Source organism: Neorhizobium petrolearium (genome assembly GCF_029854435.1).
GTDB lineage: Bacteria > Pseudomonadota > Alphaproteobacteria > Rhizobiales > Rhizobiaceae > Neorhizobium > Neorhizobium petrolearium.
The window spans coordinates 2,491,714-2,506,426 of record NZ_CP123000.1; the positions used below are offsets into that span (position 1 = coordinate 2,491,714).

Sequence of the window (14,713 nt, forward strand, 5' to 3'; positions counted from 1 at the left end):
CGAGATGCTGGGTCAGAAATGGCTACATGCTTGCCTGGAGGGAAAAGATGAAGACTGCATCGCTGCTTCTTGCAGGTCTCAGCCTCGCGCCGGCTGCCATTGCCCAACAACCGATCATGTTTTCGACCGAATCCTATCCGCCGTTCGGCTATCGGGAGCCGGACGGCACTTATCGTGGCGCCGGCGTCGACCAGATCGAGATCATCATGCATGGCGTCGAAACGCCTTTCGTGATGGAGATCATGCCCTGGGCCCGCGCCATCATGCTTGCCGAGACGCAGCCCATGCACTGTGTCTTCGCTGCCGCCCGCACGCCGGAGCGCGAGCCTCGTTTCAAATGGGTGATGCCGCTCTTCATCGACCGCAACATTCTCATCCGGCATATCGGCTCCAAGGTCGATGCCAACACGATCGAGGAAGCCAGGCAATATGCGGTCGGCACCCATAGGGGAGACTATACGGAAGCTCTGTTGAGGAACTCCGGCTTTCCCCGGATCGACCTGAGTGCCGACTTCGATACCACGCTCCGAAAACTGCTCGGTGACCGCATCGACATGATGCCGATGTCGCAAGACGTCTACGAGAAGCTGAAAGCGGAAGGAACGCCGATCGAGAAGGTCATGATCTTTTCCGAACAGCGTCTGGGCATAGCCTGCAACAAGGACGTTCCGGACGAGCTGATATCGAAGATGCAGGCAAACCTCGACGAGATGATCAGGAACGGCGCTCAGGACGCCATATTCAGGCGCTACGGCATCGATGAACCGCAATAGACGACGTGGCTCACGGAAACAGGTTGACTTTGCCGGCGTTTCGCGTTGGTGAAGGCGATCAGCGCAGAACGGATTTCTCCATGCTTATCATCGCAGGTCTCGGCAATCCCGGCTCCAGATATGCGGGCAACCGCCACAATATCGGCTTCATGGCCGTCGACGCGATCCAGCGGCGACCCGGATTCTCGCCCTGGTCGAAAAAATTCAAGGCGGAGATTTCCGAAGGCGAACTGGGTGGCGAGAAAGTCTTGCTGATGAAGCCGCAGACCTTCATGAACCTCTCCGGCGAGGCGGTCGGCGAAGCCATGCGCTTCTACAAGCTCGGCCCGCAAAATGTCGTCGCCATCTATGACGAACTCGACCTGCCGCCCGGCAAGGCCCGCATCAAGACGGGCGGCGGCCATGGCGGCCACAATGGCATCAAATCGCTGGATGCCCATCTGGGCAAGGATTATCGCCGCCTGCGTCTCGGCATCGGTCATCCCGGAGCCAAGGAGCTCGTGCACAACCACGTGCTCGGCGATTTCGCCAAGGTCGACCAGACCTGGGTCACCCCCCTCCTCGACGCGGTGGCCGACAATGTCGAGATGCTGGTGAGGCAAGAGGATTCGCAGCTCATGAACAAGCTGGCGCTCGCGATCGGCGGCAAGCCGGACGAGGAAAAGCCGAAAGCTGAAAAATCGCCGCAACCAAAACCTGTTGGTAAATCGCACATCCACCAGGCACGCGGCGGCGCAAAACCGAATATCCCGACCACCGGCCCCATGGCCGAGATGCTGAAGAAGATGTTCGGCAGCAAGGGTGAGTGAGGGGTTATGAGCCCCCAATGCAAGACGGAAACTGAAAAGCACCAGATGAATAACGCTCTCGACACGGATAACATAGCTGCCGAACTGGTCATGCTGCGCGACTACTGGCGCTATGCGATCTCCCGCTTCAACGCGGCGAACCTGAGCTTCGGCCACGGCACGACGACAGCCGGCGACGACGCCGCTTTCCTGATCCTCGACTCCCTCGACCTGCCGATCGATGCGCTCGATCCTTTTCTCGATGCGCGTCTGCTGCCGTCGGAGCGCAAGCTGCTGGCCGAACGCATCGAGATGCGCGTAACCACCAGAAAGCCCTCTTCCTATCTGACCGGTCGCGCCTACATCCAGGGCGTTCGCTTTCATGTCGATGAACGGGTCATCGTGCCCCGCTCCCATATCGGCGAAATCCTGTTCACTGAATATCTCGGCGAGAACGGCTCCTCCTTCCTGCCCGATCCGCTGAGCGTCGAAAGCGCCGTCGACATCTGCACGGGGTCTGGATGCCTCGCGGTGCTTGCCGCAAAATTTTTTCCGAATGCGGAAGTGGATGCCGTCGACCTCTCCTTCGATGCGCTGCAAGTCGCCGCGCTCAATCTCGCGGAACACAATGTCGAGGATCAGGTGACCCTTCATCAGGGCGACCTCTTCGCACCGCTCGGAAAGAAGAAATACGACCTGATCATCACCAACCCGCCCTATGTCGATCACGAGGCGATGGCGGCATTTCCGGAGGAGTTTCAGGCCGAGCCGGCCATGGCCTTCGACGGCGGTGAAGACGGGCTCGACATCGTCCGCAGCCTGCTGGCGGAAGCGCCGAAACACCTCAATCCCGATGGCGGCATGATCTGCGAGATCGGCTCCGGTCGTGAAATCCTGGAAGAGGAATTTCCCGATCTCGACTTCCTGTGGCTGGAAACCGCCGAATCCCAGGATGCGGTTTTCTGGATCACGGCCGAATCGCTCGGCGTCAGGGCGAAGAAGAAATAGGCAAGCACGCGCCTCGCCGTCGCAAGCCCGTTTATTCTTCGGGCTCGGTCGTGAACATCAGCGGAAAGCCGGCCTCCTTGGCGAGATCCATCGCTTCCTTGGACTTGGTCTCGGCAATATCCCTGGCGCAGACCACGACCACGGATGTGCCCAGGCGGTGGGCGGTCAGCATCACGCGGTAGCCGGTCTCCTCGCTCATGCGGAACACGGCCTTCAGCACCATGATGACGAATTCGCGCGGCGTATAGTCGTCGTTCACCAGAATGACCTTGTAGAGCTTCGGCCGCTCCAGCTTGGGCTTGGTGATCGTCTTTGGTTTGAGGATGATGTCTTCGGCCATCGGCTTCTCCTGATGACACGGGCCTCTGCCAAGGCATACGGCTATATTGCACCGCACCCGGAATATTTCAAGCAACCGCGGCGTGATCGAATGTTCTATTGCCGCCGAACCCTTGACCCGGCACGCCCATTCCCCCATAGCCACAGCAACGAAAATTTCAAAGATACAGGGTCCGGACCCATGGGTTTCAAATGCGGTATCGTGGGCCTGCCGAATGTCGGCAAGTCCACGCTTTTCAATGCGCTCACCAAGACGGCGGCGGCACAGGCGGCCAATTATCCCTTCTGCACGATCGAACCGAATACCGGCGAAGTGGCGGTTCCCGATCCGCGCATGCAGAAGCTTGCGGCGGTCGCAGGCTCCAAGGAAATCATCCCGACCCGCATCTCCTTCGTGGACATCGCCGGCCTGGTGCGCGGCGCGTCCAAGGGTGAGGGCCTCGGCAACAAGTTCCTGGCCAATATCCGCGAAGTCGATGCGGTGGTGCATGTGCTGCGCTGCTTCGAGGACGACGACATCACCCATGTCGAAGGACGCATAAATCCGGTCGGAGATGCCGACACGATCGAGACCGAACTGATGCTCGCCGATCTGGAGAGCCTTGAGCGTCGCGTCGAGCAGACCCGCAAGCGCGCCACCGGCAAGGACAAGGATTCCATGGCGCAACTGCCGGTAATGGAAGCCGTGATCAAGCTTCTGAACGACGGCAAGCCCGCCCGGCTGCTCCTGAAGTCCCTTTCAACCGAGGAGGTCGGCATCCTGAAGGATCTCAACCTTCTGACCTCGCATCCGGTTCTTTACGTCTGCAACGTCGCGGAGGCAGACGCCTCGACGGGCAACAAGCACACCGAAGCCGTCGCCGCCATGGCAAAGGAACAGGGCGCCGAATGCGTGATCATCTCGGCTGCGATCGAGTCCGAGGTCGCGCAGCTTCCGGAAGACGAGGCGAAGGAGTTCCTGTCTGCTCTTGGGCTTGAAGAAGCGGGCCTCGACCGCCTCATCCGCGCCGGGTACCACCTCCTCGACCTGATCACCTATTTCACCGTCGGCCCAAAGGAAACCCGCGCCTGGACGATCGTACGCGGCACCAAGGCACCTGCCGCCGCCGGTGTTATCCATACCGACTTCGAGCGTGGCTTCATCCGCGCCTTCACCATCGCCTATGACGACTATATCGCCTATGGTGGCGAGGTGGGCGCCAAGGAGGCCGGCAAGGCGCGCGACGAAGGCAAGGAATACGTCGTGCAGGATGGCGACGTCATCCACTTCCGCTTCAACACCTGACCTGGGAGGCGGAGGCGCAGATGATGGAGGAACGGTATTTCTTCGAGGATTTCGCTGAGGGCCGCGTTTTCCCGCTCGCGACGAAACTGGTGACGGCCGAAGAGATCATCGAATTCGCAGCCGAGTTCGATCCTCAGCCCATGCATCTCGACGAGGCGGCGGGCAAGGCCAGCATCCTCGGCGGTCTGTCGGCCTCCGGCTGGCATACGGCGAGCATGTTCATGCGCATGATGTTCGACGGCTGGCTGTCGCGCTCGTCGTCGGAAGGGTCGCCCGGCATCGAATTCATGCAATGGAAGAAGCCGGTACTGGCCGGCGACACACTTTCCGGCCGTTCCACGGTGCTCGAATCCCGCCCTCTCCGCTCCCGCCCCGGCATCGGCCTTGTGAAATTCCTGCACGAGGTGGAGAACCAGCACGGCGAGGTAGCGATGCGCGGCGAAAACCCGATCATGATGCGGCTCCGCGAGGCACAGGAGAACGCGGCGTGAGACTGATCGAACTCTCCCCGCCGGGCCGCAAGATCATCACCGGCACCCTCGCCTTCACCGCCGAGGATATCATCCGCTTTGCGAAGAAATTCGATCCGCAACCCTTCCACGTCGATGCGGACGCGGCAAGGGATTACGTCTTCGGCGGTCTCTGTGCATCCGGGTGGCATACCTGCGCCGGCTGGATGAAGACCTACATCGCCTATTGGACGAAGGAAGCAGCGCGCCTCGAAAGCGAGGGGATCTCTCCGCCCAAACTCGGCCCCTCTGCCGGTTTCAAGAAGCTGCAGTGGCTAAAGCCCGTCTATGCCGGCGACAGCATCACCTATTCCATTTCCGTGACGGAAAGCCGCCCGCTCGCCTCGCGCCCCGGCACCTGGATCAACATGACTGTCAATGACGGCGTGAACCAGCATGGCGACGTCGTGATGCGGTATGAAGGCACTGTACTGGAATTCGACTAGGCGCTTATGCCGGCAGGCGTCTTCGCCCGCCCAATTCTCAATGGCCGGCGAATTCCACCAGCGTCCGGACCTCAACCCCAAGCGCTTCGAGTTTCTTGCGGCCGCCAAGATCCGGCAGGTCGATGACGAAACAAGCCGAGACGATCTCCGCGCCCAGCTGCCTGAGCAGCCTGACTGCGCCTTCTGCCGTACCGCCTGTGGCAATCAGATCGTCGGTCAGGATCACCTTCTCGCCGGGCTTCAGCGCATCGACATGCATCTCCATTTCGTCCGTGCCGTATTCGAGACTGTAGGCCATCCGCACGGTCTCATGCGGCAGCTTGCCCTTCTTGCGGATCGGCACGAAGCCCGCTGAGAGTTGATGCGCCAGCGCGCCGCCCAGGATGAAGCCGCGCGCCTCGATGCCGGCGATCTTGTCGACGCCCAGGCCGACATAGGGTTTCACAAGCTCATCGACTGCCTGGCGGAAAGCAATGGCATCCCCCAGCAGCGTGGTGATATCGCGGAAAATGATACCGGGTTTCGGATAATCCGGAATAGACCGGATGGAGAGAGCGAGATCGGTTTTGAAAGACATGGGAGCCCGGAAGGATTGGTGAGACCACGAGGAATGAGCCTATCAAGTCGCGCCCATTCACCCAACAAAAAAGGCGACCGAAGTCGCCTTCCTATTGGCTTCTGAAGCCGAAGTTTCAGTGTTCCTTGTTGGCGTAGACCGACTTTTTCGTCAGGTAGATCAGGCCGGTGAAGATCACCAGGAAAACCATGACCATGAAACCGGTCCGCTTGCGCTCTTCGAGATGCGGCTCGGCTGCCCACATCAGGAAAGCGGAAACATCCTTGGCATACTGGTCGACCGTCTGCGGCGTCCCGTCGTCATAGCTCACCTGGTCGTCGCTGATAGGCGGAGCCATGGCGAGAGAGGCCGAGGCAACGAAATACGGGTTGTAATGCGTACCTTCCGGAACCTCGACACCTGCCGGCGGGTCCTGGTAGCCGGTGATCAGCGAGTAGATATAATCGGGCCCGCCTTCCTGGTACTGGGTGAAGATGTCGAAGATGAACTGCGGGAAGCCGCGGGTGATACCGCGCGCCTTTGCAAGCAGCGACATGTCCGGCGGAGCGGCACCGTTGTTGGAAGCTGCTGCGGCCTGCTCGTTCGGATAGGGCGGCGGGAAATTGTCCGAAGGCAGCGCCTTGCGGGCGAACATCTCGCCATCGTCGTTCGGCCCGTCCTGCACCTCGTAATTTCCGGCGAAGGCCTTCACCTGCGCCTCCGAATAGCCGAGGTCCTCGAGCGTACGGAAGGAGACGAGCTTCATCGAATGGCAGGCGGAACAGACCTCGGTGTAGACCTTCAGGCCCCGCTGAAGCTGGCCCTTGTCGTAGTGACCGAACGGGCCTGCAAAGCTCCAGTCGACATGCTTCGGATGATTGATCGGATAATGCGGCGTACCGCCTTCCGCATGCTCCGCACCGGCTTCGCCACCGCTTTCCTGCGCCACTGCCGAAGCGACGCCGAGACCTGCCATGAAGGCCAGCGACACGAGGCTTGCAACAAGCTTTTTCATTTTTTTAATCCCTCTCGGTCGCGAGCTGTCAGACGCTAGCTGTGGCTGTGGCAGCGGCGGACTTGCCGTTCTTTTCCAACACGGCTTCCGTGATGGAGTTCGGAATCCGTCGCGGGGTCTCGAACAGGCCGAGCAGCGGCATGATCACAAGGAAGAAGCCGAAGTAGTAGAGCGTGCCGAGCTGCGACATGACGACGAAGATGCCCTCGGCGGGTTGAGCGCCGAGCCAGCCGAGCATGATGCAGTCGGCGACGAACAGCCAGAAGAACAGCTTGTACCATGGGCGGTAGACGGCAGAGCGAACCTTCGAGGTGTCGAGCCAGGGCAGGAAGAACAGGACGATGATCGAACCGAACATCACCAGAACACCGCCGAGCTTCGAGTCGATCGGGCCGACATTGAAGGTGATGGCGCGCAACATCGCGTAGAACGGCAGGTAGTACCATTCCGGGACGATATGAGCAGGCGTCTTCAGCGGATTGGCCGGGATATAGTTGTCCGGGTGGCCGAGATAGTTCGGCATGTAGAAGATGAACCAGGCATAGACGATCAGGAATACCGATACGCCGAGCGCGTCCTTCAGCGTCGCATAGGGCGTGAAGGCGACGGTATCCGTCTTGGATTTCACCTCGACGCCGGTCGGGTTGGTCTGGCCGGTGACATGCAGGGCCCATACGTGCAGGACGACGACGCCGGCGATCATGAAGGGCAAGAGATAGTGCAGCGAGAAGAAGCGGTTGAGCGTCGGCTGGTCGACGGCGAAGCCGCCGAGCAGGAATGTCTGAATCCACTCGCCCACCAGCGGAAAGGCCGAGAAGAAGCCGGTGATGACGGTGGCGCCCCAGAAGGACATCTGACCCCAGGGAAGCACATAGCCCATGAAGCCGGTCGCCATCATCAGGAGGTAGATCACCACGCCGAGGATCCAGAGGATTTCGCGAGGCGCCTTGTAGGAGCCGTAATAGAGGCCGCGGGCAATATGGAGGTAGACGGCGATAAAGAAGAACGACGCGCCGTTCGCGTGCATGTAGCGCAGCAGCCAGCCGTGATTCACGTCGCGCATGATCTTTTCGACGGAGTCGAAGGCGACGCCGGTCGACGCGGCGTAATGCATGGCAAGCACCACGCCGGTGAGGATCTGCACCACGAGCATGACCGACAGCATGGCGCCGAAGGTGTAGGCGTAATTCAGGTTCCGGGGAACGGGATAGGAGACAAAGCTATCATGGACCATGCGCGGCAGCGGAAGCCGCGAATCGATCCACTTCTCGATGCCGGTCGATGGCTGGTATGTGGAATGACCGCTCATAGGTATGAATCCCCTCACCCGATCGTAATCACTGTGTCGGACGTAAATGTGAAAGTCGGAATGGCGAGGTTCTGTGGCGCCGGGCCCTTACGGATACGGCCGGCCGTATCGTAATGCGAGCCATGGCAAGGACAGAACCATCCGCCGAAATCGCCGGCCTGGCCGAGCGGCACGCAGCCGAGATGCGTGCAGGAACCGATCATGACGATCCAGTTCTCCTTGCCCTCGCCGGCCGACCGGTCGATGTCTTTCGCTTCGGCATCAGCCGGAAGGTTGGCATTGCGGGCGACCGGGTCCTTGAGGTCGGAGAGCGGAACCGCATTCGCCTCTTCCACTTCCTGCTGCGTCCGGTTGCGAATGAAGACCGGCTTGCCCCGCCACTTGACGGTCAGCGACATGCCGGGCTCCAGAGCTCCGACATTCACTTCGATCGAGGCGAGCGCCAGCGTGGAAGCGTCCGGCCGCATCTGATCGATGAACGGCCAGGCAACCGAAACCGCACCGACGACGCCGGCCATGCCAGTCGTCAGGTAAAGGAAATCACGGCGAGTGGGCTCGCCCAGTGTTTCGCTATGTGTGTCGTGCTCGCTCACGGCTCAATCTTCCTTCTCACGCAATTCGCGAAATCGCATAGCCCTGGCCGGCGAATCTCATCTGAACACAATTCCAACACAGATTCCCCGGCAATCCGGCGCCTTCTATGCTTGATCGCAAAATATGTCCAGCCTTGGCAAGGGCCTGAGGCCAGTTTATCGCAGGAAAACCTGGGGCTTTCCAATCCGCAAGAAACGTGGCTGTGGAGAGCCTCGCAAGCGAGACGAAAATCCGGCACTTGGCCCCGCGAAGGCAGGCGGCAACATAAAAAACGCGGAAATCCAGCGTCCAGCGTTAACCGCATCGCGGGATGCCGCATTGCAACAAACCAGGCCTCGTGATAGGTCGGGCGCACGACAAGAGGCGGCCGTTCCGGACAGACCTGAATGAGACAAGCAATATCGGTTGCCATCTGCGTCATCGTGTCGCTTGTGCTTGCCGCGATCGGCACCCGTTACATCCATCCCCATTGGATTCTGGCCACGCTTTACAGCCTGCAGCTGCACGCGGCGGCAATGTGTGTCCTCGCGATGCTTATTGCCCTTGTCGTGAAACGGCACTTCCTCGTCTGGCTGCTTTTTGCTGCAGCATTGCTCTTCACGGGCCATGCCGTGCTGATCAGTCGCGAGTTCGCAGAGCCGATGACCGCGTCCGACGCCGCTGCGCCGACCTTCCGGCTAATGTCCTTCAACATCCTCAACGACAATTATGAAAATGCGGAAAATATCACCCGCACGATCCTGTCGTCGGGTGCTGATCTGGTGAATATCATGGAGGCGGCGCCGCTGCGCGTTCATATGAATGAACTGGCGCAAACCTATCCCTACCGGATCGGATGCGGCATCCTCATCCAGGATTGCGACCAGCTGATGCTGTCCAAGGTGCCGATTGAGTCGCCTCAGGTGCGGACGCTCAGCGATATCTTCCCGGAACGTTTCATCCTGGCGAAGGTCACCGTCGCGGGCCGGACGATCAATTTTGTCGGCATCCATACGACCAAGCCCTATTTCGACAATTTCCACTCGCTCGAACTGAACCGGGCCGCCCTGGCAATTGCCGAAACGACCGGTCCCCTGCTTCTTTCGGGTGATTTCAATGCATCGAGCCTGGCGCCGAACATGCGCCGTTTTCTGCGCATCACGAAACTCAAGACCGGGGGATGGGAACCGCCCACCTGGCCGATCAGAGCCGGCAGGCTCGGCGTGCCGATCGACCACGTCTATGTTCGGGCGCCGTTGAAGATAAAGTCGGTGACACAGATTCCCGATGCACATGGCTCGAACCATTACGGGCTCATAGCCGAAATCGCCATCACCGGCGCCGGCAGCGGGGATTAGACCTATTGCGCCGCGTCGGCGGCAAGGAAACCGCCGGACTGCCTCGCCCAGAGCTCGGCATAGAGCCCGCCTCGCGCAATCAGTTCGTCATGGCTGCCTTCCTCGATGATCCGGCCTTCGTCCATGACGATGAGTCGGTCGAGGGCGGCGATGGTGGAGAGCCTGTGGGCGATCGCCATGACGGTCTTGCCCTGCATCAACCGTTCGAGATTGGACTGGATCGCAGCTTCCACTTCGGAATCGAGCGCCGAGGTCGCCTCGTCCAGCACCAGGATGGGCGCATCCTTGAGCATGACGCGGGCGATTGCGATGCGCTGACGCTGGCCGCCCGACAACTTGACACCCCGCTCGCCCACATGTGCATCGAAACCCTTGCGGCCACGCTGATCTTCAAGCGCAGCGATGAATTTATCGGCTTCTGCCTTGCTTGCGGCGTCGAGCAATTGCGCTTCCGTCGCATCCGGTCGACCGAACAGGATATTGTCGCGGATTGAGCGATGCAGCAGCGATGTATCCTGCGTCACCATGCCGATCCGGGCGCGCAGGGATTCCTGTGTGACCTCTGAAATATCCTGACCGTCGATCAGGATGCGCCCGCCTTCAAGGTCGTAGAAGCGCAACAGCAGGTTGACGAGCGTCGACTTGCCAGCCCCCGAGCGCCCGATGATGCCGATTTTCTCGCCCGGCCGGATGGTGAGGGAGAGATTGTCGATCACGCCCCCCTTCCTGCCATAGTGGAAGCTGACGTTTTCGAAACGGATCTCCGGCCGCTTGACGACAAGTTCGGCCGCGTTCGGCGCATCCACAAGCCCGATCGGCTGCGAAATAAGCTCGGCGGCGTTTTGCACCGTTCCGAAATTGCGCATGATGCCGTTGAATTGCGTCATGAGTCTTCCGAGCAGGAAGTTGAGACGCAGCACTAGCGCCAAAGTGAAGGCCACGGCGCCCGCGCTGATTTTGCCTGAAAGCCACAGGTGAATGCAGAGCGCGGCCATGCTGGTAATCATCACGCCGGACAGAAGCGCCATCGAGGCCCGCACTCCGGTGATGAAGCGCGTGAACATGATCAGCGTGCGCTGATAGATATCGAAGCCCTCGCGCATATAGCGGTCATTGGCTTCGTCGCGACCGAAGAGACGCAGCGTCTGGATATTGCTATAGGCGTCGACCATGCGCCCATTCAGCATCGAGGCCGCTTCGGCCGTTTCGCGGGAATGATAACGGATGCGCGGAACGAAATAGCGGGCGAGCAGCGAAAAGATGAACACCCAGAGGCAAACGACCACGGCCAGCCGCCAGTCCAGGCCGCCGACGAGCAACAGCATGGAAACCGAATAGATGCAGACGAACCAGACACTTTCCATCAGCGACGTCACCAGATCGCCCACCGCCTGACCGCCGGACCAGACCTTGGTGACGATCCGCCCGGAAAAATCGTTCTGGAAGAACGTCAGCGATTGTCGCGCGACATGCAGATAGGACTGCCAACGCACGAGGTTGTAAAACCCGGGCGTTATGATCTGCTGATCCATCAACGCCGTCAGAAGCGTGACCAGGAAACGGACGACGCCGATCAGCACAAGCATGCCGAACAGTTCGGCTCCGTGCTGTGCAAGCAATCCATGCCATCCGTCGCCGGGCTTCACTGTCGCGAGAATATCGACGAGACGGCCCACGAACCAGAACAACGCAGCCTCGATCGCAGCCGTGAGCCCGCCCAGGACGAGCATCACCAGGAATGGAGCCTTGGCCTGCGAGATGTAGAACCAGATGAAGGCGAATACGTCTTCAGGCGGCTTGAGATCGTCCCGCCTGTCAAATGGTTTGATCCAGTTCTCGAACGTGCGGAACAGCCAGCTTGTCATAGCTCGGATATAGGCGGATTCCCGCAACCGGCAAAGCAAAAGGGGGAGACGGTGGCTTACATTTTTTTAATGTCGGCTGCCCCTTTGAGATGAACAATCGAAACGGCGGCGGATTACTCCGCCGCCTCTTCTTCCGGCACCTCATGGCCGATGAACCCACCCGACTGCCGATTCCAGAGGTCGGCATAGATGCCGCCGGACGCGACCAGCTCCTGATGCGTGCCGGTCTCGATGATCCGGCCCCGATCAAGCACGATAAGCCGGTCCATCTCGGTGAGCGTCGACAGCCGGTGGGCGATCGCGATCACCGTCTTGCCCTGCATCAGAGCGAAGAGGTTTTCTTGGATCGCCGCTTCCACTTCGCTGTCGAGCGCCGAAGTCGCCTCGTCGAGCACCAGGATCGGCGCGTCCTTCAGGAAGACGCGGGCAATCGCGATGCGCTGCCGCTGGCCGCCAGAGAGCTTCACGCCGCGTTCGCCGACATGCGCGTCGAGACCCTTGCGTCCCTGCATGTCCACGAGCCCTTCGATGAAGTCCCAGGCATTCGCCCGCTTTGCCGCCTCGATCACCTCCGCATCGCTCGCCTCCGGCTTGCCATAGGCAATGTTGTCACGGATCGACCGGTGCAGGAGCGAAGTATCCTGCGTGACCACCCCGATCAGCGCGCGCAGGCTGTCCTGCGTCACTGTCGAAATATCCCGGCCGTCGATGGTGATGCGGCCGCCCTCCAGATCGTAGAAGCGCAGGAGAAGGTTCATCAGTGTCGTCTTTCCAGCGCCGGAGCGCCCGACAAGACCGACCTTCTGACCAGCGGGGATGTCGAGACTGAGGTCGTCGATAACGCCCTTCGTCTTGCCGTAGTGGAAGCGGATGTTCTCGTAGCGGATATGCCCCTTCTTCGCGGCGAGGCCCGCAGCATCCGGCCGATCCACCACATCATGCGGCTTGGTCATCATCGCCATGCCGTCATAGACCGTGCCGATATTCTCGAACAAGGCCGAGACTTCCCACATGATCCACTGCGACATGCCGTTGATGCGCATCGTGAGGCCGATGGCGATCGCGATGGCGCCGGTCGAAATCGCACTCGCCAACCAGAACCAGATGGACATGCCCGCGACAACAAAGAGCGCCACGCAGTTGATGAGGTAGACCAGCACCTGGAAATTGGTGACCTTGCGCATCTGCCGGTGCACCGTCTCCAGAAAGCTGTTCATCGCATCCTTAGCGTAGCCCTCCTCGCGACCGGCATGGGAAAACAGCTTGACCGTGGCGATATTGGTGTAGCTGTCGACCACGCGGCCGGTCATGAGCGAGCGGGCATCCGCCTGCTCGGCCGAAATCGTCCTCAGCCGCGGCACGTAATAGGCCACGATCGCGGCATAGAGGATCATCCAGACGACCAGCGGGATGACGAGCCGCCAGTCGGCATTGGCAACGACCACGATCATTGAGATGAAGTAGACCGCGACGTACACAAAGACGTCGAGCACCTTCATCACCGTCTCGCGAATAGCGAGCGACGTCTGCATCACCTTGGTGGAGACGCGGCCTGCAAACTCGTTGGCGAAGAACGTCATCGAATGCCGCAGCAGGAAGCGATGCATCTGCCAGCGGGCGATCATCGGAAAATTGCCCATCAGAATCTGGTGCATGATGAGCGCGTTGAGACCCGCCACGACCGGCAGACCGATCAGCACGACGAGCCCCATCATCAGCAGCCGCGGCCATTCGGTCGCGAGGAAGGTCTCGCGATCGGCAGTTGACAGCCAGTCGACGATATCGCCGAGGAACTGGAAGAGCGCCACTTCCCCGACGGCAATCAACGTCGTGAGGATGGACATCAGGACCAGCCACGGCCAGACCGGCTTTGTGTAGTGCCAGAGAAAGGCGACAAGGCCGGAGGGCGGCAGCGCGGGCGTTTCGTCCGGATAGGGATTGATACGCCGTTCGAACCACGAGAACATGGAAATAGCTCCGTAAATCGGATGACCGGCCTGCCCTGTGCGCACAATGCGAACCTTGGGCCGGACGGCGAAAATTCAAGACAGCATGGCCGCGTGTCGGCCACGTAATGGATCAGAAAGGGAAGAGTTTGCGTGAAACCGCGAAACGCCTAAGCCAGATGAGAAATGTTCTGGCAGCGGAGGCGCGAGAGCACGGTCATATCCATGTAGGCCTCCTGGGATTGGCGTTAAGATGCGCCGCCTTTCTAACTGTTTGCGGGCGAATTGAAAAGGCCAAATCGACGCGAAAACATGCTTGAGGCTTTCCTGTTGCCCGATCGTCACAGCCATGGCGCGTATCGAAAAAGCTTGAGGCAGCCCTCGTCTTTCCCGTAAAGACCGGCCATGAACGACACTTCCAACGCTATACCTCCCAGGCTTCGGATCGCCCTCTACCAGCCCGACATCCCCGGCAATACGGGTACGATCCTCAGGCTTGCCGCCTGCCTGGGCCTCAGCGTCGATATCATCGAGCCAGCCGGCTTCGATATTTCCGACCGCAACCTGAAGCGCTCCGGGATGGACTATCTGGCAAGCGTCGCCCTCACCCGCCACGTCAACTGGCAGCGCTTCGATGAATGGCGCCGCGAAGACGGCCGGCGTCTCGTGCTTGCCTCCACGAAAGCAGCCCTGCCCTATACGCGCTTCGAATTCCGCGCTGACGACATCCTGCTCTTCGGCCGCGAAAGCGCCGGCGTGCCGGACCACGTACACGAAACGGCCGATGCCCGGATCCTGATCCCGATGATGGCAGGACAGCGCTCCATCAACGTCGCCATGTCCGCGGCAATGATTGCCGGTGAAGCGCTCAAGCAAACGTGCTGGAACTAAAACGGCCGATTTCCGGTAAGAAACTGTCGCGAGCGGCCCTGTGCACGGGCGT

15 protein-coding genes are annotated in these 14,713 nt (G+C 60.2%); 8 read left to right on the top strand and 7 right to left on the bottom strand.

Annotated elements, in window-relative coordinates:
* Positions 1 to 47 precede the first annotated feature (47 nt).
* The 3 genes from QEO92_RS12525 (at position 48) to prmB (ending at position 2,569) form a co-directional block, all read left to right on the top strand.
* Entirely contained in the window at positions 48 to 773 is a 726-nt protein-coding gene (locus QEO92_RS12525; RefSeq protein WP_227703247.1) for a substrate-binding periplasmic protein, read from the top strand.
* Between the two features lie 80 nt (positions 774 to 853).
* On the top strand, positions 854 to 1,582 hold the full coding sequence (gene pth / locus QEO92_RS12530; protein WP_227703248.1) for an aminoacyl-tRNA hydrolase: 729 nt from the start codon (positions 854 to 856) through the stop codon (positions 1,580 to 1,582).
* 45 nt (positions 1,583 to 1,627) lie between these two features.
* Entirely contained in the window at positions 1,628 to 2,569 is a 942-nt protein-coding gene (gene prmB, locus QEO92_RS12535; protein ID WP_227703249.1) for a 50S ribosomal protein L3 N(5)-glutamine methyltransferase, read from the top strand.
* 31 nt (positions 2,570 to 2,600) lie between these two features.
* Here the strand turns inward: prmB and clpS are convergent, their stop codons facing one another.
* Complete coding sequence (gene clpS / locus QEO92_RS12540) at positions 2,601 to 2,909, bottom strand: ATP-dependent Clp protease adapter ClpS (RefSeq protein WP_037148023.1); 309 nt, start codon at positions 2,907 to 2,909, stop codon at positions 2,601 to 2,603.
* A gap of 180 nt (positions 2,910 to 3,089) precedes the next feature.
* Between clpS and ychF the strand changes: the two genes are divergently transcribed.
* Genes ychF through QEO92_RS12555 form a run of 3 tightly spaced genes read left to right on the top strand, consistent with a single transcriptional unit; the run spans position 3,090 to position 5,148 of the window.
* Positions 3,090 to 4,193 (top strand): redox-regulated ATPase YchF, encoded by a 1,104-nt coding sequence (gene ychF / locus QEO92_RS12545; protein WP_037148025.1) that lies wholly within the window; start codon positions 3,090 to 3,092, stop codon positions 4,191 to 4,193.
* A gap of 20 nt (positions 4,194 to 4,213) precedes the next feature.
* Positions 4,214 to 4,684, top strand: a complete 471-nt coding sequence (locus QEO92_RS12550) for a MaoC family dehydratase (protein WP_227703250.1) — start codon at positions 4,214 to 4,216, stop codon at positions 4,682 to 4,684.
* A complete protein-coding gene (locus QEO92_RS12555) occupies positions 4,681 to 5,148 on the top strand; it encodes a MaoC family dehydratase (protein WP_227703251.1) in 468 nt (155 codons plus the stop codon). Before QEO92_RS12550 ends, QEO92_RS12555 begins: the two co-directional genes overlap by 4 nt.
* A 37-nt stretch (positions 5,149 to 5,185) precedes the next feature.
* Here the strand turns inward: QEO92_RS12555 and QEO92_RS12560 are convergent, their stop codons facing one another.
* From QEO92_RS12560 to petA, 4 genes are all read right to left on the bottom strand, one after another.
* The gene (locus QEO92_RS12560; protein WP_227703252.1) at positions 5,186 to 5,725 is read right to left on the bottom strand and encodes an adenine phosphoribosyltransferase; all 540 of its coding nucleotides are present in this window, start codon (positions 5,723 to 5,725) and stop codon (positions 5,186 to 5,188) included.
* 115 nt (positions 5,726 to 5,840) lie between these two features.
* Entirely contained in the window at positions 5,841 to 6,719 is an 879-nt protein-coding gene (locus QEO92_RS12565) for a cytochrome c1 (RefSeq protein ID WP_227703253.1), read from the bottom strand.
* Between the two features lie 28 nt (positions 6,720 to 6,747).
* Positions 6,748 to 8,028, bottom strand: coding sequence for a cytochrome b (locus QEO92_RS12570; protein WP_037148034.1), 1,281 nt, complete (start codon positions 8,026 to 8,028; stop codon positions 6,748 to 6,750).
* Positions 8,029 to 8,042: 14 nt separating this feature from the next.
* Positions 8,043 to 8,621, bottom strand: coding sequence for a ubiquinol-cytochrome c reductase iron-sulfur subunit (petA, locus tag QEO92_RS12575; RefSeq protein ID WP_227703254.1), 579 nt, complete (start codon positions 8,619 to 8,621; stop codon positions 8,043 to 8,045).
* Positions 8,622 to 9,008: 387 nt separating this feature from the next.
* Between petA and QEO92_RS12580 the strand changes: the two genes are divergently transcribed.
* Positions 9,009 to 9,959 (top strand): endonuclease/exonuclease/phosphatase family protein, encoded by a 951-nt coding sequence (locus QEO92_RS12580; RefSeq protein WP_227703255.1) that lies wholly within the window; start codon positions 9,009 to 9,011, stop codon positions 9,957 to 9,959.
* Between the two features lie 2 nt (positions 9,960 to 9,961).
* Here QEO92_RS12580 and QEO92_RS12585 read toward each other — a convergent pair whose 3' ends face one another.
* The gene (locus QEO92_RS12585; RefSeq protein WP_227703256.1) at positions 9,962 to 11,824 is read right to left on the bottom strand and encodes an ABC transporter ATP-binding protein; all 1,863 of its coding nucleotides are present in this window, start codon (positions 11,822 to 11,824) and stop codon (positions 9,962 to 9,964) included.
* A gap of 113 nt (positions 11,825 to 11,937) precedes the next feature.
* Positions 11,938 to 13,791 (bottom strand): ABC transporter ATP-binding protein, encoded by a 1,854-nt coding sequence (locus QEO92_RS12590; RefSeq protein ID WP_037148042.1) that lies wholly within the window; start codon positions 13,789 to 13,791, stop codon positions 11,938 to 11,940.
* A gap of 384 nt (positions 13,792 to 14,175) precedes the next feature.
* Here QEO92_RS12590 and QEO92_RS12595 point away from each other — a divergent pair, with 384 nt between their 5' ends.
* Positions 14,176 to 14,661 (top strand): tRNA (cytidine(34)-2'-O)-methyltransferase, encoded by a 486-nt coding sequence (locus QEO92_RS12595; RefSeq protein WP_227703257.1) that lies wholly within the window; start codon positions 14,176 to 14,178, stop codon positions 14,659 to 14,661.
* Positions 14,662 to 14,713: the final 52 nt, after the last annotated feature.